At 72.7% G+C, this 21,721-nt stretch carries 22 protein-coding genes; 13 read left to right on the top strand and 9 right to left on the bottom strand.

What is annotated here, in order from left to right; translation table 11 throughout:
* Positions 1-13 precede the first annotated feature (13 nt).
* The 3 genes from AB0J80_RS24950 to AB0J80_RS24940 form a co-directional block, all read right to left on the bottom strand.
* Positions 14-217: a hypothetical protein gene (locus AB0J80_RS24950; RefSeq protein WP_364709198.1), complete on the bottom strand. Its 204-nt coding sequence runs from the start codon at positions 215-217 to the stop codon at positions 14-16.
* Positions 218-292: 75 nt separating this feature from the next.
* The gene (locus AB0J80_RS24945) at positions 293-895 is read right to left on the bottom strand and encodes a response regulator transcription factor (protein ID WP_364709195.1); all 603 of its coding nucleotides are present in this window, start codon (positions 893-895) and stop codon (positions 293-295) included.
* Positions 892-1,986 carry a histidine kinase gene (locus tag AB0J80_RS24940; RefSeq protein WP_364709192.1) on the bottom strand — a complete coding sequence of 365 codons (1,095 nt, stop codon included), beginning with the start codon at positions 1,984-1,986 and terminating at the stop codon, positions 892-894. The genes AB0J80_RS24945 and AB0J80_RS24940 overlap by 4 nt, the downstream gene beginning before the upstream one ends.
* 108 nt (positions 1,987-2,094) lie before the next feature.
* Between AB0J80_RS24940 and AB0J80_RS24935 the strand changes: the two genes are divergently transcribed.
* The 10 genes from AB0J80_RS24935 (at position 2,095) to AB0J80_RS24890 (ending at position 10,941) form a co-directional block, all read left to right on the top strand.
* A complete protein-coding gene (locus AB0J80_RS24935; protein ID WP_364709189.1) occupies positions 2,095-2,712 on the top strand; it encodes an ABC transporter ATP-binding protein in 618 nt (205 codons plus the stop codon).
* Positions 2,709-3,416 carry an ABC transporter permease gene (locus tag AB0J80_RS24930; RefSeq protein ID WP_364709186.1) on the top strand — a complete coding sequence of 236 codons (708 nt, stop codon included), beginning with the start codon at positions 2,709-2,711 and terminating at the stop codon, positions 3,414-3,416. Before AB0J80_RS24935 ends, AB0J80_RS24930 begins: the two co-directional genes overlap by 4 nt.
* 144 nt (positions 3,417-3,560) lie before the next feature.
* A complete protein-coding gene (locus tag AB0J80_RS24925) occupies positions 3,561-4,118 on the top strand; it encodes a sigma-70 family RNA polymerase sigma factor (RefSeq protein WP_364709184.1) in 558 nt (185 codons plus the stop codon).
* Positions 4,111-4,587, top strand: a complete 477-nt coding sequence (locus AB0J80_RS24920) for a hypothetical protein (protein ID WP_364709181.1) — start codon at positions 4,111-4,113, stop codon at positions 4,585-4,587. Before AB0J80_RS24925 ends, AB0J80_RS24920 begins: the two co-directional genes overlap by 8 nt.
* On the top strand, positions 4,584-4,733 hold the full coding sequence (locus AB0J80_RS24915; protein WP_364709180.1) for a hypothetical protein: 150 nt from the start codon (positions 4,584-4,586) through the stop codon (positions 4,731-4,733). The genes AB0J80_RS24920 and AB0J80_RS24915 overlap by 4 nt, the downstream gene beginning before the upstream one ends.
* Positions 4,734-4,778: 45 nt before the next feature.
* Positions 4,779-5,195 carry a nitroreductase/quinone reductase family protein gene (locus tag AB0J80_RS24910; RefSeq protein WP_364709177.1) on the top strand — a complete coding sequence of 139 codons (417 nt, stop codon included), beginning with the start codon at positions 4,779-4,781 and terminating at the stop codon, positions 5,193-5,195.
* A 42-nt stretch (positions 5,196-5,237) separates the two neighbouring features.
* Complete coding sequence (locus tag AB0J80_RS24905) at positions 5,238-5,831, top strand: N-acetyltransferase (protein WP_364709174.1); 594 nt, start codon at positions 5,238-5,240, stop codon at positions 5,829-5,831.
* Complete coding sequence (locus AB0J80_RS24900) at positions 5,828-7,075, top strand: saccharopine dehydrogenase NADP-binding domain-containing protein (RefSeq protein WP_364709171.1); 1,248 nt, start codon at positions 5,828-5,830, stop codon at positions 7,073-7,075. Before AB0J80_RS24905 ends, AB0J80_RS24900 begins: the two co-directional genes overlap by 4 nt.
* Positions 7,076-7,099: 24 nt before the next feature.
* Positions 7,100-9,181 carry an NAD-dependent DNA ligase LigA gene (ligA, locus tag AB0J80_RS24895; protein WP_364709168.1) on the top strand — a complete coding sequence of 694 codons (2,082 nt, stop codon included), beginning with the start codon at positions 7,100-7,102 and terminating at the stop codon, positions 9,179-9,181.
* On the top strand, positions 9,181-10,941 hold the full coding sequence (locus AB0J80_RS24890; protein WP_364709165.1) for an acyl-CoA dehydrogenase: 1,761 nt from the start codon (positions 9,181-9,183) through the stop codon (positions 10,939-10,941). Before ligA ends, AB0J80_RS24890 begins: the two co-directional genes overlap by 1 nt.
* Before the next feature lie 16 nt (positions 10,942-10,957).
* On the opposite strand, the gene AB0J80_RS24885 is transcribed toward AB0J80_RS24890, so the two are convergent.
* Both AB0J80_RS24885 and AB0J80_RS24880 read right to left on the bottom strand, forming a co-directional pair.
* On the bottom strand, positions 10,958-11,647 hold the full coding sequence (locus AB0J80_RS24885) for a DUF4232 domain-containing protein (protein WP_364709163.1): 690 nt from the start codon (positions 11,645-11,647) through the stop codon (positions 10,958-10,960).
* A 201-nt stretch (positions 11,648-11,848) separates the two neighbouring features.
* Entirely contained in the window at positions 11,849-15,136 is a 3,288-nt protein-coding gene (locus tag AB0J80_RS24880; protein WP_364709160.1) for a BTAD domain-containing putative transcriptional regulator, read from the bottom strand.
* 67 nt (positions 15,137-15,203) lie between these two features.
* On the opposite strand from AB0J80_RS24880, the gene AB0J80_RS24875 reads away from it, so the two are divergent.
* Both AB0J80_RS24875 and AB0J80_RS24870 read left to right on the top strand, forming a co-directional pair.
* Positions 15,204-16,070: an alpha/beta hydrolase gene (locus AB0J80_RS24875; protein ID WP_364709158.1), complete on the top strand. Its 867-nt coding sequence runs from the start codon at positions 15,204-15,206 to the stop codon at positions 16,068-16,070.
* Between the two features lie 9 nt (positions 16,071-16,079).
* A complete protein-coding gene (locus tag AB0J80_RS24870; protein ID WP_364709155.1) occupies positions 16,080-16,757 on the top strand; it encodes an NUDIX domain-containing protein in 678 nt (225 codons plus the stop codon).
* On the opposite strand, the gene AB0J80_RS24865 is transcribed toward AB0J80_RS24870, so the two are convergent.
* From AB0J80_RS24865 to AB0J80_RS24850, 4 genes are all read right to left on the bottom strand, one after another.
* Positions 16,754-17,362, bottom strand: a complete 609-nt coding sequence (locus AB0J80_RS24865; RefSeq protein ID WP_364709152.1) for an HAD family acid phosphatase — start codon at positions 17,360-17,362, stop codon at positions 16,754-16,756. The two genes, AB0J80_RS24870 and AB0J80_RS24865, sit on opposite strands and share 4 nt — an antisense overlap.
* Before the next feature lie 53 nt (positions 17,363-17,415).
* Positions 17,416-18,030 carry a TetR/AcrR family transcriptional regulator gene (locus tag AB0J80_RS24860; protein WP_364709150.1) on the bottom strand — a complete coding sequence of 205 codons (615 nt, stop codon included), beginning with the start codon at positions 18,028-18,030 and terminating at the stop codon, positions 17,416-17,418.
* A 45-nt stretch (positions 18,031-18,075) separates the two neighbouring features.
* A complete protein-coding gene (locus tag AB0J80_RS24855; RefSeq protein WP_364709147.1) occupies positions 18,076-19,656 on the bottom strand; it encodes an MFS transporter in 1,581 nt (526 codons plus the stop codon).
* 119 nt (positions 19,657-19,775) lie between these two features.
* On the bottom strand, positions 19,776-20,696 hold the full coding sequence (locus AB0J80_RS24850; RefSeq protein WP_364709146.1) for an FAD-dependent oxidoreductase: 921 nt from the start codon (positions 20,694-20,696) through the stop codon (positions 19,776-19,778).
* A 108-nt stretch (positions 20,697-20,804) separates the two neighbouring features.
* Between AB0J80_RS24850 and AB0J80_RS24845 the strand changes: the two genes are divergently transcribed.
* On the top strand, positions 20,805-21,698 hold the full coding sequence (locus tag AB0J80_RS24845) for a LysR family transcriptional regulator (protein ID WP_364709143.1): 894 nt from the start codon (positions 20,805-20,807) through the stop codon (positions 21,696-21,698).
* The last annotated feature ends 23 nt before the right edge of the window (positions 21,699-21,721 follow it).

Raw genomic sequence — 21,721 nt, 5'->3', positions numbered from 1 at the left:
GCAGCTGCCGCCGTCAGCGGCCGAAGGCGAACCGGCGGCGCTTCTTCTGCCGGCCGAAGTGGCCTTGCAGCGTGTCGGCGCCGCGGCGCAGCAGCCGGGTGCCGCGGCTCGGCCCACGCCGCGCCTCCACGGCATCGCTCAGTTTGCGGGCGCCCGCGGCGGCGAGCGGGATCGCGACGGCCATCACGACGTAGCGGCGGAGCAGTGCGAACAACATGTGTCTGATCTCCCTGTGAACTGGGTGCGTGCTCACCTGCTTACCCAGCTCGTGCCGGAACCACCCCCGTCTCCCTCAGATCCATCCCTGCTCCCAGGCGTGATGCGCGGCGGCGTGGCGAGTCGCCGCGTCCAGCTTGGCCATGGCGTTCGACAGGTAGTTGCGCACGGTCCCCGGGGCGAGGTGCACCGTCGCGGCGATCGCCGCCACCGTGGCACCGGTCCGGGCGTGGCGCAGGACCTCGAGCTCCCGGTCGGTGAGCGGGCACGGGTTCTCGGTCATCGCGCTCGCCGCGATCGTCGGATCGACGTAGCGGCGCCCGCCGTGGACCGTACGGATGATCTCCGCGAGCTGCGCCGCCGGCGTCGTCTTGGGCACGAAGCCGGCGATGCCCGCCTCCAGCGCCCGGCGCAGGATCGCGGGGCGGGCGTGCCGCGTCACCAGGACGATCGGGATGCCGAGCCGGCTGCGGATCTCGGTCGCCGCGGTCAGGCCGTCGCCGGGGGGCATCTCGAGGTCGAGGACGGCGATGTCCGGGCGCTCCCGCAGGACGACGCTCACCGCGGCCTGGCTGTCGGCCGCCTCGCCGGCGACCTCGAGGTCGGGCTCGAGGCCGAGCAGCGCCGCGAGGGCCCCGCGAATCAGGTCCTCGTCGTCCGCGAGCACGAGCCGGATCATGCGCTCACCGGAACGGTGGCGTGCACGGTGAAGCCGCCGGGCGTACCGGAGTAGTCCAGGGTGCCGCCCACGGCCGCGAGCCGGTCGGTGAGTCCGGTCAGACCGCCCGCGGGTCCGGGTGCCGGGCTGAGCGGACGGTCGTTGGCGAACCGCAGTTCGGCGCGGGCGTCGTTGCCGGAGACGCTGATCTCGCAGCGCGTCGCTTCGCTGTGCCGCAGCACATTGGTGGTGCACTCGCGGACCACCAGGCCGAACAGGTCCCGCGCCGGCTCCTTGATGCCGTCTGGCTGCGCGGTGACGGAAACCTCGATCCCTGCCGAGCGCAGCACCCGGGCCGCGTTGGCGATCTCCCTGTCCAGGGTGACCTTCCGGTAGCCGTTGACGACCTCCTCGGTCTCCCCCAGGGCCCGCCGCGCCAGGGCCTGAACCTCGCGAAGCTCCGCGGCGGCACGGACCGGGTCGTCGGCGACGAGGTGCCCGGCCAACTCGCTCTTCAGCGCGATCACGTGCAGGCTGTGGCCCTGGATGTCGTGCAGGTCTGACGCGAACCGCAGTCTCTCCTCCGCCACCGCGGCGGCCCGTTCGAGGTGGCGAGCCCGCTCGAGCCGTTCGGCGACATGCAGGACCCAGATCTGCGCGTAGAGTCCGCCGGCGCACAGGGCCGTGGTGGCCGCGTCGACGCATGCTTCGATCACGGAACCGCCCGACCCGGCCAGTGCCGCCAGGAACGCGAGGGCGGAGCCGGCGACGGGCACGGTCGGCCGGGACCAGGTCGGCCAGGCCGCCGCGGTGACACAGCCCAGCGGAAGCACCCAGGGGAAGCCGCCCACATCGTGCGCGCGGCCCAGGGCAACCAATACGGCGCCGGCGAGCGCGCCCACGGCCAGCATGGCGTGGGGAACCGGGCGGGCGAAGAGCACACCCGCCACCGTGAGGGCCAGCGCGGTCGCGGCGAATGACGTCACCGCCGCGAACGACGGCAGCGTCTGGGCGTCCGCGACCACGACGACCCCGACCGCGAGAAGGCAGCCGATAAGCGTCCACCACGTCAGGCGGCGCAGCAGGGGAAGTCCGTCGGGGGGCGCGTTCACGCCACCATCATGCTGCCTGGCCCGGGGTTTGCCGAGATGACATCTGTCATGAAAGGTGCTGAGCTTTCCCACTTCTGGCCAGGGCATCCCGAGCCCGAGACTCGGCTCATGACGACAACGGTGGCCTGCCGCGACGTGAGCTTCTCATACGGTCCCTACGACGCCTTGCAGGGCGTGGACCTCGAGGTGCGGCCCGGCGAGCTCGTGGCTCTCGCCGGGGCGAACGGAGCCGGGAAGACGACCCTGCTCGAGATTCTGCTCGGCCTGCGGCGGCCCGCCTCAGGGACGGTACGCGTCCTGGGCCGCGAGCCTTTCCGCGAGCGGCGCCGGCTCGCCCACGCCGTCGGGGCGGTGTTCCAGGAGAGCGGCTGTGCCCCGGACCTCACCGTGGCCGAGACCGTACGGATGTGGCAGCGCTTGCAGCGGCAGCACTCCAGGGACCACGACCCGTTGGCCGAGCTGAATCTGCGGCACCGGTCACACGTACGGGTGCGGCAGCTCTCCGGCGGTGAGCGGCGCCGCCTGGACCTGGCGGTCGCCCTCATCGGAAAGCCCCGCCTGCTGGTGCTGGACGAGCCGACGACGGGCCTGGACCCGGAGTCCCGGGAGCTGGTCTGGGACCTGCTCCGGCACCGGCGCCACGAAGGGACGGCGGTCCTGCTCTCCACCCATCTGCTCGACGAAGCGTCCGCGCACGCCGACCGCGTCGAGGAGGTCGTCCGATGAGGGCCTTGGCCGGCGCCGAGTTCCGGCTCCTGGCGCGCAGTCCCTTCGCGATCGTGATGGCCGGCCTGCTGCCGGCCGCGGTCGGCATGCTGATCGTCTGGGCCGAGCAGGACACCGGCCGGGCCGGCTGGGGCGGTGCGGCCGGGCTCCTGCTGGTGACGCTGGTGACCTTCACCGCGTACACGGGTGGCACCACGACCCTGGCTGCCCGGCGCCAGCAGTTCGTCCTCAAGCGCCTGCGAATGTCGGGAGCCCGGGACGCGACGATCCTGGGTGCGGTGCTGCTGCCATTGGCGGCGCTCACGCTCGTGCAGACGGCGGTACTCATGGGCATTCTGGTCGCGGCCGGGCGTGGTCCCTCCCGGCCCTGGCTGCTCGTGGCGGCGGCCGTCACCGGTACGGCGGCCGGCTGCGTCCTGGCGGTCGTGACGGCCGTGGTGACGCCCGCCCCGGAGCTGGCTCAGCTCACGACCTCGCCGATTGCGATCGCCTTCCTCGGCGGGGGCTTCTGGGCTGTGCGCACGCCTGCGGACGACGTCTCGTGGGCCATGCTCGCCGTGCCGGGGGTGTCGGTGACCCAGTTGACCCGAGCGGCGTGGGAAGGCGGATCGGGGGTGCTCGGGGCGATCACGGTGGTCGCAGCGCTCAGTCTGGTGGTGGCGCCACTCGCGGTACGGGCCTTCGCCTGGGATCCGCGCCGATGAACCGCCTGTGGGGACGCCTAAGGCGCGGGAGATGCGGCCGCGGTCCAGTTGCCGCTCAAGGTCTCCACCGCGCCGGTTGGAAAGCAGGCCCATTCCGTGCGCGGGTTCGCGAACCTGATGGCGCGCGGACGCGACTGTTGTGAGGTGACCGAAGATGCGGTGGACATGCAGGCAGGCACCGATGCGCTGCTCGTCGTCCGGGCCCAGCTCGGGGAGCGGCCGGCCCTGCACGAGCTGGTCAACCGATGGCACGAGCCGGTGTCGCGGTACGTGCGCAGCATGGTCGGGAGGTCCGGCGCCGCCCAGGACGTGAGCCAGGAGGCGTGGGCAGCAGCGCTGCGGGCATTGCCTCGCCTGGAGCAACCGGAGCGGTTCCGGCCGTGGCTGTTCACCATCGTGCGTCGCGCGGTCCTCAACCACCTGCGCGACCGCTACGCGGAGCCCGCAGCGGCCGAGTCCACCGATGCAGGCTCAGCGGACGAGGTCGCCGCCGTGCTCGACCGGGCGCAGGTCGCGGAGGGGCTCGCAGCGATGCCGGCGGCCGAACGGGATGTGTTGACGTTGTTCTACCTGCAGGACCTAGCGCTGGAGGAGTGCGCCCAGGTTCTCGCCGTGCCGGTCGGAACGGTGAAGTCCCGCCTGCACCGCGCGCGTCGCATGATGCGCGATCAGCTCGTACGCAAGGGGTACACGCATGACTGACCACCTTGACCGGCTGCTGAGCGGCATGTCGCTGCACCGGCGAATCGCTCAAACCTGCACCGGCCTCGCCGGTGCAGCGGGCGCCGCCGTCGTCGCGACCCTGTGGGCGACCGAACCCGCCGGACTGCCGGTTCGCACACAGGCTGCGTTCGCAGTGCTCATCATGATCGGCCTCGGCTGGGCGGCCTGGGCCGGCTGGGTGTGGTCGCGGGGGCCGGTCTTCGCTCTGGACCGCGTGGTAGCCGGCTGGCTCGGCGTGGTCGCTTGCAGCATCACGGCGGCCGGCACCGTCGTCATCGCGGCCGCCCGGGGAAAGATCGGCGTCACCATCGCCGGCGCGGTCGTCGGCATCGCGCTGATCGCCTGTGCCGGCCGGGTTCTGACCAGGGCTCGCGCCCACCGGGCCCGGCTCTTGCGGCAACGCACCGAGCTCGAGCAGCCGTCCCCCACTCCCGAGGAGCCGAGATGAAGTCACGTCGTCCGTTCCCGATCGGCCCGCTGGCCATCGCCCTACGACACCGCGGCGGCGCAACACCACACCGCGTCGTGCTGCTGCTGACCGCGCTGGCGGCGACGACGCTGGCCGCCGGGGCCCTCCTGCTCCCGATAGCATGAAGACTTCGCGACGGCGATTTCCCCCTCGGCGGGAGGCAGACCGGCATGGCATCGTTCAACGACACAGTGATCGAGACGTTCCGTGCACAGAACGGCATCATGGGCGGCCACTGGGAAGGCAAGACGCTGGTGCTGCTGCACACCACCGGGCGCCGCTCCGGCAAGGAGTACGTCAATCCTCTCGTGGCAGCACCGGACGGAGACTCCTACGTGGTCTGTGGAAGCCTCGGCGGGGCCCCGGAGGACCCGCAGTGGGTCACCAACCTGGAAGCCATGACCGAGCCGGTGACCATCGAGCTGGGTGCCGAAACGCTCAGCGCCGACCACACGGTCGTCCGCCCCGGAGAGCCGGAGTGGGAACGCCTCTACGGGATCTGGCGCGACTACTGGCCGGACGCCCTGGAATACGAGAAGAAGACGGACCGCAAGTTCCCTGTGGCCCGGTTGACGGTCCGGAGGTAAACCGTTGGTCGGCCGGCGCGCCCATCACTAGCGTCCGCGGACATGGACGTGCGTAGCGAGGTGCCCGGCGACGACGCCGAGGTGCTCACGGTGCACCGGCAGGCGTTCGGCGACCACGGGACCGTTGTCGCGGGACTGGTCGATGGTCTGCGCCGCGACGATCCCGGTGCCCTGTCACTGGTGGCTGTCGCCGACGGCGCCGTCGCGGGGCACGTCATGTTCAGCCGGAGCCTCCTCGACGCACCGCGCCGGCTCGTCGACGTTCAGGTCCTCAGTCCGCTCGCGGTGCGGCCGGCGTACCAGCGGCGAGGCATCGGGACGGCTCTGGTCGAGGCGGGGGTGCGGCTGTTGACGGAGCGCGGCGTGCCGCTGGTGTTCCTGGAGGGCGATCCCGCGTACTACTCGCGCCTGGGTTTCACCGCGGGCGGCAGTCACGGCTTCCGCAAGCCGTCGTTGCGCATCCCGGACGCGGCGTTCCAGGTGCGGCGGCTGCCCGCCTACCAGCCGTGGATGACGGGCACCTTGGTGTACTCGGCGACTTTCTGGGATCACGACTGCGTCGGTCTGCGCGACACCGCGGCCTCGGAGGGAACGCGTGCCGCCTGCCCGGGAATGCCGGACAATCGACCGGCATGAGGGATCATGACATCGTCGTCTACGGCGCCACGGGTTTCGTCGGCGCGCTCCTCGCGGAGTATCTGGCCGGCCACTCCCCCGACGGCCTCCGCATCGCCTTGGCCGGCCGGTCCGCGGACAGGCTGGGTGCTGTGCGGCGACGGCTCGGTGTGGACTGGCCGGTCATCGTCGCCGACGCGAACGACCCCGACGCCATGGCCGGGCTGGCGTCGTCCGCTCGAGTCGTCGTCACCACCGTGGGACCGTACGCGAAGTACGGCCGTACCCTCGCTCATGCCTGCGCCGCCGCCGGCACCGACTACGCCGACCTGACCGGCGAAGTGCTCTTCGTCCGGCGCAGCATCGACGAGAACCATGAGCTGGCCCGTTCGACCGGCGCCCGCATCGTGCACTCCTGCGGCTTCGACTCCATCCCGTCCGATCTCGGGGTACACGTCCTGCACCAGCGGGTGAGCGCTGACGGTGCCGGTAAGCTGACCGACACCACGCTCGTCGTCACGAGCCTGCGCGGCGGGTTCAGCGGCGGCACGATCGACTCGATGCGTCACCAGCTGGACGCCGTGCGCGGGGACCACGACCTGCGGCGGATCGCGGCGAGCCCGTACTCGCTGAGCCCCGACCGGGCGGCCGAGCCCGACCTCGGCCGGCAGCCCGACCACGGCTCGCTCCGCGGCGCCGACGTCGATCCGGCGCTGCGCGGCACTCTCGCGCCGTTCGTCATGGCCTCCTACAACACGCGGATCGTGCGGCGCAGCAACGCGTTGCGGCACTTCGCGTACGGGCGGAGCTTCCGGTACCGCGAGGCCATGAGCGTCGGCACCTCGCCGTTGTCCCCGCTGATCGCGGCCGGCACGAAGGCCGGTCTGGCCGCCCTGGTCGCCGGCCTGTCGCTGCCGCCGACGCGGTTCGTGCTGGACCGCGTCCTGCCCAAGCCCGGCGAGGGGCCCAGCGAACGCACCCGCCGCGAGGGCCACTTCACGATCGACATCTATACGCGGACCACGACCGGGGCACGCTACACGGCCCGGTTCCGGGCTCAGGGCGATCCCGGGTACGCGGCCACGGCGCTGATGCTCGGCGAGGCGGCGCTGGCGCTGGCGGTCGACCGGGAGACTCTGCCGGCCACCGAGGGCGGGGTGCTGACACCCGCCACCGGGCTCGGCGACGCCCTGGTCGACCGGCTCCGCACCGCGGGCGTCGAGATCACCTCCCGCATTCTGTCGGACCCCTCCGGTAAGAACTGACCCATCACGAGGGGAAGGAACCACATGTCCGCCGTTGACGAGGTCGCGCCGGTGGTCGACGCCGCGCACGCCGAGCCCTATGCCACCCGCGACGAGTACGTGGCGGCCATCGGCCGGATCCGGTCGGCCGCCGAGGCCTACTACGCCGGTGCCGGCCTCGTGATGGACGACGCCATCTATGACGCGCTGCTGGCCCGCGTCGCGGCCACCGAGCGGGCACAGCCGGACTGGGCAGCGGCCGATTCGCCGACCACCACGGTGGCCGCCGGGATCGCCGGCGGTGACATCGTGCACAGCACCCCGATGCTCAGCCTCGACAACGTCTTCGACGGCGAGGGGCTGGCGGCGTGGGCGGCCCGGCTCGAGCGGCTGCTCGGCCGCCCGGCGAACGGGTACACCGTCGAACCCAAGATCGACGGGATGGCCGTCGCCGCCCGGTATGCCGACGGCCGGCTCGCCCAGGTCGCCACCCGCGGCGACGGGCGGGCCGGCGAGGACGTGACGGTCAACGCCCGTTTGGTCGCCGGTCTGCCGCCGCAGCTCGCGCGACCGGTCACCGTCGAGGTACGGGGCGAGGTCTTCATGACCGACGCGGACTTCGCCCGTGCCAACGAGCTGCGGACCGGGCACGGCGGCGCGGCGTTCGCCAATCCGCGAAGCGCGGCGGCGGGCACGTTGCGCGCGCAGGATCGTGCGTACGAGGCGCCGCTGTCGTTCTTCGCCTACGCGGTGCATGACCTGCCCGGCGGTGAGGGCCTGTCCCATTCCGCGGCGATGGCCGCCGTCGCGGAGCTCGGGGTGGCCACCACGGCGGGATCGCCGGCCGGGATGGCGCGGTGCGCCACCATCGACGACGTGCTCGCCGCCATCGAGGCGCTGGGCGCCGCCCGGGGCACCCTGGGGTTCGATATCGACGGGGCCGTGGTCAAGGCCGACGACCCCGCCGACCGGGACCGGGCCGGCTTCTCGAGCCGGGCGCCGCGCTGGGCGATCGCCCACAAGTTCCCGGCCGACACCCGCACCGGCAAGCTCGTCGGCATCGAGGTGCAGGTGGGCCGGACCGGCTTGATCACGCCGGTGGCAGTGCTGGAGCCGGTGCAGGTGGGCGGCGTGGTGGTCACCTCCGCCACCCTGCACAACTTCGACGACCTGGTCCGCCGGGACGTGCGGGTGGGCGACACGGTCTTCGTCCGCCGCGCCGGTGACGTCATTCCCGAGATCACCGGTGCACTGCTCGACGCGCGGCCGGCCGACGCCACGGCCTTCACCCCGCCGGAGGTGTGCCCGCGCTGCGGCGGTGACATCGACCGGTCGCAGAAGCGCTGGCGATGCGTGCGGGGACGAGCGTGCGGCGCGGAGGAGTCGCTGGCCTACTTCGCGGCACGCGACTCCATGGACATCGAGGGCCTCGGCGACAAGGTCATCGCGGCGCTGGTCCGGGCCGGCCTGGTCACCGACCCCGCCGACCTCTACGACCTGGACGCCGAGGCACTGTCCCAGCTCGAACGGCTGGGCCGCACGTCGGCGACGAAGCTCGTCGCCACCATCCAGGCGTCGAAGGCCCAGCCGCTGTCGCGCGTCCTGACCGGCCTCGGCGTGCGGATGACCGGCCGGTCGATGTCGCGCCGCCTGGCCCGGCACTTCGGGACGATGCCGGCCCTGCAGGCGGCGACGGTCGAGGATCTTCAACGGGTCGACGGCGTCGGCCCGGAGCGAGCCGCGACGATCGCCGCGGAGCTGGCCGAGCTCGCTCCCGTGATCGCGAAGCTGACCGCCCGCGGCGTCACCATGAGCGAGCCGGACCTGCCCTCCGCTGCCAGGTCCGCCGGCGCTGCCCGCCTGCCGCTGCAGAAGGACGACGGCAGTCCGATGACGGTGGTGGTGACAGGCTCGGTCCCCGGCCTGAGCCGCACCGAGGGCAACGAGGCCGTCGAACGTCTCGGCGGCAGATCCTCCGGCTCGGTATCGAAGCGCACCGACCTCGTGGTCGTCGGGGACGGGGCGGGTTCCAAGGCCGCGAAGGCGGAAGAGCTGGGCATCCGCATCATGCCCGCCGAGGAGTTCGCCCGGCTTCTCGCCGCGGACGCACCCACTAGGCTCGGCTGATGTCTCGCATCCTGTCGCAGCGCGATCTCGAGTTCCTGCTGTACGAGTGGCTCGACGTCGAGGCGCTGACCGAGCGTCCCCGGTTCGCCGAGCACTCGCGGGAGACCTTCGACGCCTTCCTCGAGGTCTCCGCGCGGATCGCCGAGCGGGAGTTCGCGAACCACAACCGCGAGAACGACCTGCACGAGCCCACCTTCGACGGCGAGCGCGTCACCGTCATCCCCGAGGTCAAGGCGGCGTTGAAGGCGTTCAGCGACACCGGGCTGCTCGGCGGGGCGCTCGACGAGGAGGTCGGCGGGCTGCAGCTGCCCCACGTCGTGCTGCGCGCCTGCTTCGCGTGGTTCCAGGCGGCGAACATCGCCACGTCGGCGTACCCGATGCTCACCATGGCCAACGTGAACCTGCTCCTGGCGTACGCCAAGGAGGATCACGTCAAAGCCTTCGTGCGGCCCATGCTGGAGGGCCGGTTCACCGGCACGATGTGCCTGTCCGAGCCGCAGGCGGGGTCGTCGCTGGCCGACGTGACCACCCGGGCCGTGCCCGTCGGCGAGGGCGTCTACCGGCTGACCGGCAGCAAGATGTGGATCTCAGCCGGCGACCACGAGCTGAGCGAGACGATCGTGCACCTGGTGCTGGCCCGGGTTGCGGGGGCGCCCGCCGGGGTCAAGGGGCTGTCGCTGTTCATCGTCCCCAAGCACCTGCTCGGCCCGGACGGCGCGCCCGCCGAACGCAACGACGTGGTCCTCGCCGGGCTCAACCACAAGATGGGCTTCCGCGGCACGACCAACGCCGTGCTGGCGTTCGGCGACGGCACGCACACTCCCCTCGGTGCGGCCGGCGCGGTCGGCTACCTGGTGGGCGAGGAGGGGCGCGGCCTCGCGTACATGTTCCACATGATGAACGAGGCGCGAATCGGTGTCGGAGCGGGCGCGGTCGCGCTGGGGTACACCGGCTACCTGCACGCGCTGGCGTACGCGCGGGAGCGGCTGCAGGGCCGCCCGGTCGCCGACAAGGACCCGTCGGCGCCGCCGGTGCCGATCATCCGGCACCCCGACGTGCGCCGGATGCTGCTGGCTTCCAAGACCTACGTCGAAGGGGCGCTCGCCCTGATTCTGTACGCGGCCAAGCTGCTCGACGACGACACCCCGGACGCACCACTGCTGCTGGACACGCTGACCCCGATCGTCAAGGCCTGGCCGTCCCAGTGGTGCCTCAAGGCCGACGACTATGCGATCCAGGTCCACGGCGGCTACGGCTACACCCGCGAGTACCCCGTCGAGCAGTTCTACCGCGACAACCGCCTCAACCCGATCCATGAGGGCACCGACGGCATCCAGGCGCTGGACCTGCTCGGCCGCAAGGTCACCATGAACGGCGGGGCCGGCCTCACCCTCCTGCTCCGCACGATCGGCGCGACGATCGCGGCGGCCCCGGCGGAGCTCACCGGCATGGCTCGCACGCTGGAGACCACCTGCTCCCGACTCGCGGACGTGACCCGGAAGCTCTGGGCCACGGGCGACCCCGAGGCGGCCCTGGCGAACGCCACCGCGTATCTCGACGCGGCCGGCCACATCGTCATCGCCTGGATGTGGCTCGAACAGGCGATCGCTGCGGCGGGCAAGGAAGGCGCGTTCTACGACGGCAAGCGCCTCGCGGCGCGGTACTTCTTCGACCACGAGCTGCCGCGCATCGGCCCCTGGCTCGACCTGCTGGCAAGCGGCGACACGCTGCTGGCGGACCTCGACGACGCGGTGCTCTAGGAGGGGGGTGGCACGGTCACGGCAGAGGACCCGGGGATTCCACCGGGTCCGAGGCGGATGCGCCGGGGACCGGCGAGGCGGGCGGGGATGCCGTGGCGCCGGGGTCCGGGATGAGGCGCCACGCGCTGACCGCGATGCGGCCGGTGCTGCCCAGGTCGAGGCCACCTTCAGGACCGACGACCTGGGAGGGGCGGCCGGCCACCGGGGCGATGTCGAGGAAGCGCACCGTCACCGGCGGCTTCCGGATGTCGTCGTAGGTGTTGCGCCAGGCAACGCCCGTACCGGCCGACTGTCCCGGCCGCAGCACCACCGGCTCCGGCGGTCCGTCCCACGGCAGGTCCGTGCCGACGATCTGCTTCACGCCGTGCAGGACCCGGACCTTCAGCGCCGCCCGCAGCTCGTCGAGACACCGCACAGCCGGGTAACCGTTGAGCCGGTAGGTCCGCGACCCGCAGTTGACCAGCGTGATGCTGAGAACCCGCAGCCCCATCGCGGCGTCCCCCTCGCCCACACCGAGGCGAACACCCTCAGGCGGGCACGTCACGGCACTCGCCGACGGCTTGGGGCGCCCGGACGGGAACGGCACCGGATCCGACGGAACCACGGGCGGCTGCGTAACGGGCGAGGTGCCCGGCGCGGCACAGCCTCCGAGCAGCGCCGCCAGCATGAGCGGGACAGCGAAGCGGCGAGCCCGTAATCCGATCATCGGCCCATTCTGCCCGTCGCGGACAAGCCGCAGCTCAGGCGCCCTCTCCACCGGCGAGACGACCCACCAGACCGCCCTGCCCATCGCGGACAAGCCGAAGCTCAGGCCGCCCTCCGCAATCCGACAGACGGCTGCTCAGCCGTCCCCGCCCGATGAGCAACCGCCGCTCAACTGCAAGCCCGTGAGCGGGCGACAGCCGGACTACAGCCCGAGAAGCGGCCGGAGCCGGGCGAGGAAGGCGTCCACCGGACCGAACGACAGGACCCCACTGGCCGCACCCGCAAGCTCACCCGCAGCGGGAAGTAGTTCGGCATACAGGCGAGCGGCAACCTCGCGATCGCCCACCTCGGCAGCGGCGCCCGCCGCGAGGCAGAGACGCGCCTCCCGCAGCAGGTCGTGCGGTGATTCCGGCAGCTCCCGCAGCGCCGCGGCTGCCTCGTCGCCCCGGCCGGCGGCCAGCAGGAGCCCGGGCCGGGCCCAGGGCTCGTAGGGCCCGAGATCGGGGATGCCGGCCGAATCGAAGCCTCCCGCACCGAGACCGTCCGACCCGACACCGCCCGAACCAACACCGCCCGAACGCTGGGCGGCCGGCCGGCCGGAACGGCCGGCTCCGCTGCGGCCACCGCCGTTACGCAGCGACAACAGGCAGAGACCGAGCAGCCCCTCACTCACACCCGGCATCCCGCCGGCCGCAAGACGCGCGCAGGCAGCCCGGTATACCTCCTCCGCCCGCCCGTCCCCCGTCATGGCGAGGCGCAACGCCGCATAGAGCTGGGTGAAGACGCCCACCAACGGCAGGTCGTACCGCTCCGCCAGCCGGTCGGCCGCCTCCGCGTATCCGTCGGCGGCTGCGAGATCGCCGATCGCGCACGCCGACTGGAGCAGGATCAGATGCCCCAGGACCTCGTACGTCACCAGGCCGTTCTCCGCCGCCAGCTCGACCAGCTCCGCCCCGATGCGGGCCCGTTCCGCGGCCATGCCACAGCGCTCGAGCGCGTGCATGTACCGGGCGTTCAGCGCCAGTGCGAGCAGCACCGGGTTCCGGTCCGCGCGGGCGATCGTCTCCGCTTCTTCCGCCGCCCGTCGGCCACGGTCGCCTCGGCTGCCCCGTAGCTCCAGCGCGAGCGTGGTGAGCAGGCGTCCGCGTAGCTGTGGCGGGGCGGTGCCGAGCAGCTCCTCGACCACCGCGACGATCCGGCCGGACAGCGCCGGGTCGTCGTTGCGGGGCCAGACCGCGGGTACGTCAAAAGCGGTCACGACGGTCGCCGCCAGGACCGGATCGCCGAGCCGGCCGACCGCATCCAGCGCCTCGGCGCGAAGGGTGCGGGTCTCCTCGAGATGCCCGGTCACGGCCAGCGCGCGCCCCAAGCCCATGATGGCCACCAGCCGCCCTCGCTCCGCTCCGCCGGAGCTCGTGGTTGCCGCCAGCCGGTCATGGGCCGCGACCGCGTGCCGCCACCAGCTCGCGGCCTCGTGCGGGTTGCTCCGGCGTTCGGCCAGTTCGGCGGCCTCAGTGGCATACCGGGCCGCCTTCTCCGCTGCGCCCGTACCCGAAGCCGATGAGAAGTGGCGGGCCAGCGCGACCGTGTCACCGGGGCTCAGGCGCTCGATCGCGTTCCCGGCCAGTGCGTGCCAGCGCGACCGGCGCAGGACCGACAGGTCGTCGTAGAGGGTGTCCCGGACCAGGACGTGGGTGAACCGCAGTCGCTGATCGTCTTCGGTCAGGAAGCCTGCCTCCAGCGCGGCGTCGAGGGCGTCCGGCGACTGGTCGCCGGCGATGGCGGCCAGCACCTCCGGGTCGATGTCGAGGCCCAGCACCGCGGCTTGCTGCAGGACCGTGCGAGCCGGTTCCGGCAGCCGGTTCAGCCGGTGCCGGATGACGTCGCGGACACCGGCCGGGATGTCGCCGAGCGCCGCCCCGGCCGCCCACAGCCGGGCCAGCTCACGAACGAAGAACGGGTTGCCTCCGCTGCGCCGGTGGATGACGCGTACGGCATCGGCGGGAGCCTTGCGCCGCGCGACGCTGCCGACCAGTTCCGCGGTCGCGGCCTCGCCGAGCCCCGGGAGGTAGACCCGGACCGGCTCGCTGCGGGCGAGCCGCGCCAGGGTCGCGGTCAGCGGCACACCGATCTCTTCCGCCCGGTACGTCCCCAGCACCAGCACCGTCCCCCGCACCGGCGACGCGCCCGTCACCAGGGCCGTCAGCACCTCGAGGCTGTCCTCGTCCATCCGGTGCAGATCATCGGCGACCAGCACGACCGGCGCCCGGGCGGCGAGCCCGGCGGCCACCGCACGATGCCGCCGGAACCGCTCCACAGCCGCATCCCCGGCCCCGGCGGGCGGCACGGTCTCGCCCGTCGTGATCTCACGGCCGTCGCCGTCCCCCGGCCAGGCGACCGGTGCGCCCTCGAACTCCGGGCCGCGCACCCATTCCGCGCCCCATCCGTGGCCGGTGAGCCGATGCGTCAACGCCTCCGCGAGCGCCGTCTTACCCGCGCCCGCCTCGCCCGCCACCAGCGCTACCACCGGCCGGCCGTGCTTCTCGGCGAGCGCGGCCGCAGCGTCGAGCGCCCCCAGCTCGTCGCTCCGCCCGAAAAACGAAGCGGACGCGGGAGGTGATCCGGGCGAAGCGAGAGGCGGTCCGGGCGAATCGAAACCGGAAGCCGGAAAGGCAGTCCCCGCCACGCACGGCCCAGCAGCCACCACAGCCGCCCGGTCCAGACGCGCCCCAGCGACAGACCCGTCGAGGTGCGGGGCCTGAGCGAGAATGTCCGCCTCCAGCCGCCGGAGCCGCGGCCCGGGATCAACCCCCAACTCCGACACCAGAACGTCCCGCGCCCGCCGCAACGCCCCGAGCGCCTCCCCCTGCCGCCCGGACCCGTACAGCGCCCGAGCGAGCAGATGCCACGCGTCTTCACGCAACGGCTGCTCACGGGTATGCGCCTGCAGCTCCGACACCGCCTCACCCGAGCGCCCCAGAGCCAGCAGCGCCTCGGCGCGCCGCTCCACCGCCAGCATCCGCAGCTCGTCGAGCCGGTCGATCTCCGCCCGGGCCCACGGTTCGGCGGCGCATTCCGCGTACGCCGGCCCGCGCCACAACGCCAGCCCCTCGTCCAGCAGCGCCAGCGCAGCGCCTGCGTCGTCCGCGAGCAGTGCACCGGCCCGCGCGACCGCCGCCTCGAACCGCCAGGCGTCCACGGTCTCCGGCGACGCACGCAGCGCATATCCCGGCGGTTCGGTCACGAGGAGCTGAGCCGGCGCGCGCGGGGGCCGGTCGGGTTCGAGCGCCCGCCGCAGGTCCGCGATGAACGTTCGGAGTGCTCCGATCGCCCCCTCCGGCGGGTGCTCCCACAGGTCCGCGACGAGCCGGTCGACCGGCACCACGTGCCCCCGGGCTATCAGCAGCCGGGCCAGCACCGCACGCTGGCGTGCTCCCTTGAGCGCGACGGCTCCGGCGCCGACCGGCCCGAGCACGGAGAACGCCGTCATGCTGGCATGGTAGGCCGCTCATCGAACACTCATCGGCCACTGATCACCGCGCGTCACCCTCGACCGTATGACGATCACCATTCCCGGATTCGCCTACCGTGACGTCCCGGTAGCTGACGGCGTCGTACTGCATACCGCTGTCGGCGGCGGCGGCGAGCCGGTCGTGCTGCTGCACGGCTTTCCCCAGACCCACCTCATGTGGCGCCATGTGGCCGCCGACCTCGCCGCCGATCACACCGTGATCTGTCCCGACCTGCGCGGTTACGGCCGGAGCAGCAAACCCTCCGAGGGGTACGCGAAGCGCACGATGGCGGCCGACGTCGTCTCTCTCGCCCGCGCTCTGGGCCACGAGCGGTTCGCGCTCGCCGGCCATGACCGCGGCGCGCTGGTGGCGTTCCGTGCCGGGCTCGACCATCCGGAGGCCGTCACGCATCTCGCCCTGCTGGACGTCGTGCCGACCCTGGACATGTGGGACGTGCTGCACGGCCGTGACGCCGCGGTCGCGTTCCACCTGTACCTGATGGCGCAGCCGCCGGGCCTGCCCGAGGCGATGATCGGTGGGGCCGCGGACGCGTTCTTCGGCTTCTTCCTCGATGCGTGGTCGCGCGATCCGTCGGCCGTCCCGCCGCCGGTCCGGGCGGAGTATCTGCGGGCGTCGCGGGAGGCGGTGCCGTCGATCGTCGCCGACTATCGGGCGTCGGCCGGTGTCGACGTCGAACACGACGCGGTGGACCGGGCGGCCGGGCGTACGTTGGGCATGCCGGTGTCGGTGCTGCAGCAGGACTGGGGTGCGGCACTGGGGTACGACGCTGCGGCGGTGTGGCGGGCGTGGGCGGACGACCTGGTGCACGAGACGGTGACCTGCGGGCATTTCATGGCGGAGGAGGCGCCCGCCGCGGTCGTGCGGGCCCTGCGCGGCCTGGTGGCGCGATAGCCTCGCGGCATGGACTCGACGATCTTGCCCGTGCCGGGCGTCGACGTGCCGGACCATCGCGGCCGGGTGGGGCTCGACCGGGTGGGGCGGGACCTTACCGGGAATCCCGACGTGGTGGTCCGGGATGTGGAGCTGCTGGCCAGCGGCTGGCATGTGCTGCGCCGGACGACCTTCGACTACCGGCATTCCGACGGCAGCTGGACGACCGAGCAGCGGGAGACGTACGACCGGGGCAACGGCGCCACGATCCTGCTGTACGACGCCGGTCGGCGGACCGTGCTGCTGGCCCGGCAGTTCCGCCTTCCCGTGTACGTCAACGGTCATCCCGACGGCATGTTGCTGGAGACGGCCGCCGGGCTGCTCGACGACGACGATCCGGAGACGGCGATCCGCCGCGAGGCCGGTGAGGAGCTCGGCGTGACGGTCGGCGAGCTGGAGCACGTCTTCGACGTCTTCATGAGTCCGGGGTCGGTGACCGAGCGGCTGCACTTCTACGCCGCGCCCTACACGCCGGAGGCCCGGACGGCCTCCGGCGGTGGGCTGGCGCACGAGGGCGAGGACATCGACGTGGTGGAGCTGCCGTTCGACGAGGCGCTGGAGATGACGTACGACGGCCGCATCGCCGACGCGAAGACCGTCATGCTCCTGCAGTGGGCCGCCCTGCGGGGACCGTTCCGCGGCGCCTAGACCAGCTGGCCGTCGTAGTCGGGGAGCTTGAACGTCCGGTCGGCGTGACCGCCGGAGAGATCGCTGGGGCTGTTGCCGATGTTGGCCACGATCCGGTAGCCCTGCGCCTCGATCGCCTTGCGGGCGTCGGTCTTGAGCTCGGCGTCCGGCTGGGTGTTGAACCAGGGCCGCAGGTAGATGCGCTCGACGGGGTAGCCGACGGACCGCAGGTTCACCTCGGTCTGCCAGCCGAGGATCTCCGGGCGGGCGGTGATGAAGAAGATCGCCGCGCCGTCGTCGCGGGCCTGGCGGGCGAGGTCGAGGATCGGCCCGGTCGCCGGGGACGTCAGGCCCGGCCGGTACGTGGTCTGCAGCGCCGTGTTGTCGATGTCGAGCACGATGGCCGGCCTGGCCGACGGGTTCGGCAGCACGTCGCCGAGGTAGCCCGAGGCCTGGGTCGCGACCGCGGTGACGTCGGCGATCCAGGTCGAGTACGGCGGGAGCGCCTGGGCGACGACGGCGGGGGTGGGTGCCGGTGCGGCCGAGGCGGGTGCCGGGGCGGCGAGGACGAGGGCGACGGTGACGGCAGCGACGGTGCTGAGGCCCGCGCGGGCTCGGAGATTCATGACGCTCAACATAGATAGTCATCCACGTACGGCGCCAGAACGGGATGTGAAGATCAGGCGGCGGCACCCCGCAGGACGGCGTCGACGAGTGCTTCGGCATACCCCTCGACGGGGATCGCGGGGTTCCAGTCGAGCATGTTCTGGGCGATCGACGGGCCACTGATCATCAGCAGGGTGAGCTCGATGTCGAGGTCGGCGCGGAGCTCCCCGGTCTGCACCCCGCGGCGCAGCACCTGGCGCATGACGTCGCGGCGCGGCTCGATCACGGCCTGGTAGACCGCGTGCATCGCCGGGCTCTTCACCATCTCCGGCAACAGGCACGCGGTCACCCGGCCGTACTGCTCCGAGCGCTTGCTGCGGGCGCCGGCGACCAGCATGACCAGGTCGTCGCGGACCGACTCGCCGGCCGGCTCCGGCAACGGGCCCTTCATCCGGGCCACCGCGTCGATGAGCAGCGCCTCCTTGTTGGGCCAGCGCCGGTAGATCGTCGCCTTGCCCACGCCCGCCTTCGCCGCGACCGCCTCGATGGAGAGCGCGTCGGCGCTCTGCCCCTCGCCGAGCAGCGCCGTCACGGCGTCGAGGATGGCCTCCGCGGCCCGGGCATCGCGGGGCCGGCCAGGTGCCTTGCGGCCCTGCCCGGCTCCCGCGTCAACGCTGACCGTCGTCATGAGCTCCATTGTCACCGAGCTTTCACGCCGTGGCCATGGCGACCCTCACGCCTCGACCAGTTCTACAGCCTGCTGCTCGGCGAGGCCCTCGGCGCCGGTGGGCTCGGGTGCCTGCGCGGGCCGCTTGCCGGGCAGCCAGATCACCGCGACCAGGGCGCCGAGCAGCGCGAACACCGTCGTGCCGATGGACGCGTAGTGCATCGCCGAGATGAAGGCGTCGTTGGCGTTCTGGACCAGCGCCGGCCCCGCGGGTCCCGCCTGGGCCGCCACCCCGTACGCGCCGGAGATGCTCTCGCTCGCCGCGTCCCGGGCGGCGGCGGGCAGCGCGGCCGTGGCCCCGGCCATGTCGTCGCGGTAGGCCGCGGAGAGCACGGCACCGAGCGCTGCGACGCCGAGCGCACCGCCGACCTGGCGGACGGTGTTACTCACGGCCGACCCGATGCCGGCCTTCTCCCGGGGCAGCGCGGCCATGATCGCCTCGGTGGCCGGGGGCATCACGTTGGCCATGCCCACGCCCATGACGAAGAACAGCGCGCCCACGATCCAGATCGGGGTGGTGGCGCCGATGAAGAGCCAGCCGGCCAGGCTGACGCCGACCAGCAGCAGGCCGGTCGTGCTGACGGCCTTGGGACCGAAGCGCTTGACCATGGCGGCGCTGCGGGGCGCGAACACCATCTGGCCCACCGCGAACGGGACGAACAGCGCGCCGGAGGCGAGCGGGCCGTACCCGCGGACCAGCTGCAGGTAGAAGGCGCTGAAGAACATCGAGCCCATGGCCGCGAAGAAGATCAGGCCGATCATGCCGGTCGAGGCGGAGAACTGCCGGTTGGTGAACAGCCGTACGTCCAGCGACGGGAACGGGATGCGGCGCTCGTAGAGGACGAAGAGCGCGAGCACCAGGGCTCCCCCGGCGAGGGCGCCCCACGCCTCGGGCCGCCCGAACCCGTTCTCGCCGCCCTCGATCACGCCGTAGGTGACCAGGGTCAGGCCGAGGATGGACAGCAGCACGCCGACCAGGTCGATGCGGCCGGGGCGCGGGTCACGCGACTCCGGGACCAGGACGCTGACCAGCACGATCCCGGCGACGACCACGGGGACGTTGATGAGGAAGACCGAACCCCACCAGAAGTGCTCGAGCAGGATGCCGCCGACGATCGGGCCGATCGCGACGCCGAGGCCGACCGCGCCGGCCCAGACGCCGATCGCCCGGCCGCGCTCGTGCGGCTCGAAGACGTTCGCGATGATCGACAGGGTGGCCGGCATGACCGCCGCCGCCCCCAGGCCCATCAGCGCGCGGGCCCAGATCAGCTGGTCGGGCGACTGAGCGTACGCCGACAGCAGCGACGCCAGGCCGAACAGCCCCAGCCCGACGGTGAGGGTGATGCGCCGGCCGAGACGGTCGGCGAGGATGCCGGCGGTGAACAGCAGGCCGGCGAAGACGAGGGTGTACGAGTTGATCGCCCACTCGAGCTGGCCCTGGCTGGCTCCCAGGCCGGCTCCGGGGTCGGCGATGGTACGCAGGGCGACGTTGAGGACGGTGTTGTCCAGCACGACCACGAGCAGGCTGATCACGAGCACGCCGAGAATGGCCCAGCGCCTCGGGTGTCCCGTTTGCGGAACGTCCATGTGGGTTTCCCCCGAGTCCCAATAGCGATACGGAACTGTTCCGTATCTCTGGACGACCCTACGACCGCCTCCAGCAATACGGAACAGTCTCGTATCGGAAAGTGGCCTCCGCCACTCGTTCACGACCCCGCGAGGTCCGCGACCTCGTCGGCGCAGCCCCACGACATCGTCACGCCCGCTCCCCCGTGCCCGTACGCGTGCACGATCCGCCCGCCCCCGACCTCCTCGGCCTGCACCCGGGGCCCTCCGCGCCGCGCCGGCCGGATCCCGATGCGGTCGCCCAGGACCGGCACGGAGGCGAGCTCGGGCACCAGGGCTGTGCAGCGGCGCACGATGGCGGCCCGCGCCTGCGCATCGGGGGCCAGGTCCGAACGCCCCACCTCGAACGTTCCGCCCAGCACGACGTCGCGGCTGCGCGGGTGGACGTACGCCGGGCCGTCCGGGTGGTCCTCGTCGCGGACCGACTCGCACAGGCCCGGGTTGGCGACGAGCACGATCTGCCCGCGTACCGGAACCATGGCGGGGTCGGCCGCCGCCAGACCGGTCGCGTTGACCACCACCGGGGTGTCCGCCAGCAGCTCCTCCGGCCGGGCGACGCGGCGGTGCACGAACCGGCCGCCCGCCGCCACGATCCGGCGCTGCAGCCACGGCAGGTAGAGGTCCATCTCGGCCAGCGGCGCGGCGAAGCGTAGCTGCTGGGCGTACGGCTCGGGAGCCGCCTGCAGGGACACCTCGCCAGGAGCCCACCACGGCGGCTCGGCGATCGGTGCCCGCAGCAGCATCCGGGTGTGGCGCAGCAGCACCCCGGGCGTTCCCGCCGCCGCCTGGGCCAGCAGCTCGTCGCGCGTACGGGCGACCCAGCGCAGCACCCGCTCGTCGCCATCGGTGTGCGTCGGGTACCAGACCGCCGCGGCGACCGCCGACACCGTGTCGAGCGGGTGCCTGTCGGCCACCACCGTGACCCGGGCTCCGCGTTCCTGCAGGCGTACGGCGGCGGTCAGCCCGATGATGCCGCCGCCCAGCACGGTTACATCCGTCATGCCTCGCATCGTGCGGAGCGGGCCGCGTGCAGGGCCAATAGCCGTTGACGCATCGGCGATAAGAAGCGCCTATGCCACGCGCGCCCGCGCCCGCCTACGCTCGGCGACATGGTGGACGCACGGATGACCGGGGCCGAGCTCGACCGGCTGAGGTCCTTCCGGGTGCTGGCCGAGGAGCTGCACTTCACCCGGGCCGCGGCCCGGCTGCACCTGACCCAGCCCGCGCTGAGCCAGCAGATCCGCGCCCTCGAGCGCCAGCTCGGCACCGATCTGGTACGCCGCGACGCCCGCGGCTGCACCCTCACCGAGGTGGGCCGCCTGGTCGCCGCGGAGGCCGGGCGGGCGCTGGCCGGTGTGGACGCCGCGGCGGCGCGGATCCGCGCGGCGGTACGCGGGCGTGACGGGCGGCTGCGGCTCGCGTACACCCGCTCGGCACGCGGCGGGCGGGTCGACGCGATCGTGGCACGCTTCCGGACGCTGCACCCCCAGGTGGAGGTGGTGCCGGAGACCGCCTGGACGGCCCCGAACGTGGCGGGCCTGCTCTCCGGCCGGTTCGACGCCGCGTTCGTGCGGCCGCCGATCGACGAGGCGTCGCTGGTCTGCCGGCACGTGGACAGCGAGGAGCTGCTGCTCGCCGTACCGGAGAACCACCGCCTCGCCGGGCACCGGCGCATCCAGCGCGCCGACATCCTCGGCGAGCCGGCCGTGATGTGGCCGCGGGAGAACGCCGCGGGCATGTACGACCGCATCATCGCCCAGGTGTGGCCCGGCGGCGGCTTCCACCTGGTCCGGCACGAACCTGACGACGAACAGCTGCTGCGCGCGGTCGCCGAGGGCGCCGCCATCGCGGCCGTGCCGGCGGGCCGGGCCCGCGCGCTCAAGGTGCCCGGTGTGCGGCTGCGCCGCTTCGCCGCGCCGACGCCCACGGTGGACATCGCTCTGGCCTATCCGCGTGACACCACCAACCCAGCTGTGCACCGCCTCGCCGATTTGTTGCACTGATTCACCCTCGCGTGAAACAGGTC

Origin of the sequence: Actinoplanes sp. NPDC049548, assembly GCF_040676695.1 — a bacterium.
GTDB lineage: Bacteria > Actinomycetota > Actinomycetes > Mycobacteriales > Micromonosporaceae > Actinoplanes.
Note: the sequence above shows the minus strand (reverse complement) of the source record. Positions and strands in the feature narration are given on the sequence as shown.

Coding starts and splice junctions, on each gene's coding strand:
- ligA (WP_364709168.1), top strand. CDS start 7,100: ATGTCCGCCGTTGACGAGGTCGCGCCGGTGGTCGACGCCGCGCACGCC.
- AB0J80_RS24885 (WP_364709163.1), bottom strand. CDS start 11,647: ATGATCGGATTACGGGCTCGCCGCTTCGCTGTCCCGCTCATGCTGGCG.
- AB0J80_RS24855 (WP_364709147.1), bottom strand. CDS start 19,656: ATGGACGTTCCGCAAACGGGACACCCGAGGCGCTGGGCCATTCTCGGC.
- AB0J80_RS24950 (WP_364709198.1), bottom strand. CDS start 217: ATGTTGTTCGCACTGCTCCGCCGCTACGTCGTGATGGCCGTCGCGATC.
- AB0J80_RS24900 (WP_364709171.1), top strand. CDS start 5,828: ATGAGGGATCATGACATCGTCGTCTACGGCGCCACGGGTTTCGTCGGC.
- AB0J80_RS24935 (WP_364709189.1), top strand. CDS start 2,095: ATGACGACAACGGTGGCCTGCCGCGACGTGAGCTTCTCATACGGTCCC.
- AB0J80_RS24930 (WP_364709186.1), top strand. CDS start 2,709: ATGAGGGCCTTGGCCGGCGCCGAGTTCCGGCTCCTGGCGCGCAGTCCC.
- AB0J80_RS24850 (WP_364709146.1), bottom strand. CDS start 20,696: ATGACGGATGTAACCGTGCTGGGCGGCGGCATCATCGGGCTGACCGCC.
- AB0J80_RS24875 (WP_364709158.1), top strand. CDS start 15,204: ATGACGATCACCATTCCCGGATTCGCCTACCGTGACGTCCCGGTAGCT.
- AB0J80_RS24860 (WP_364709150.1), bottom strand. CDS start 18,030: ATGACGACGGTCAGCGTTGACGCGGGAGCCGGGCAGGGCCGCAAGGCA.
- AB0J80_RS24910 (WP_364709177.1), top strand. CDS start 4,779: ATGGCATCGTTCAACGACACAGTGATCGAGACGTTCCGTGCACAGAAC.
- AB0J80_RS24870 (WP_364709155.1), top strand. CDS start 16,080: ATGGACTCGACGATCTTGCCCGTGCCGGGCGTCGACGTGCCGGACCAT.
- AB0J80_RS24890 (WP_364709165.1), top strand. CDS start 9,181: ATGTCTCGCATCCTGTCGCAGCGCGATCTCGAGTTCCTGCTGTACGAG.
- AB0J80_RS24945 (WP_364709195.1), bottom strand. CDS start 895: ATGATCCGGCTCGTGCTCGCGGACGACGAGGACCTGATTCGCGGGGCC.
- AB0J80_RS24880 (WP_364709160.1), bottom strand. CDS start 15,136: ATGACGGCGTTCTCCGTGCTCGGGCCGGTCGGCGCCGGAGCCGTCGCG.
- AB0J80_RS24845 (WP_364709143.1), top strand. CDS start 20,805: ATGGTGGACGCACGGATGACCGGGGCCGAGCTCGACCGGCTGAGGTCC.
- AB0J80_RS24920 (WP_364709181.1), top strand. CDS start 4,111: ATGACTGACCACCTTGACCGGCTGCTGAGCGGCATGTCGCTGCACCGG.
- AB0J80_RS24865 (WP_364709152.1), bottom strand. CDS start 17,362: ATGAATCTCCGAGCCCGCGCGGGCCTCAGCACCGTCGCTGCCGTCACC.
- AB0J80_RS24905 (WP_364709174.1), top strand. CDS start 5,238: ATGGACGTGCGTAGCGAGGTGCCCGGCGACGACGCCGAGGTGCTCACG.
- AB0J80_RS24915 (WP_364709180.1), top strand. CDS start 4,584: ATGAAGTCACGTCGTCCGTTCCCGATCGGCCCGCTGGCCATCGCCCTA.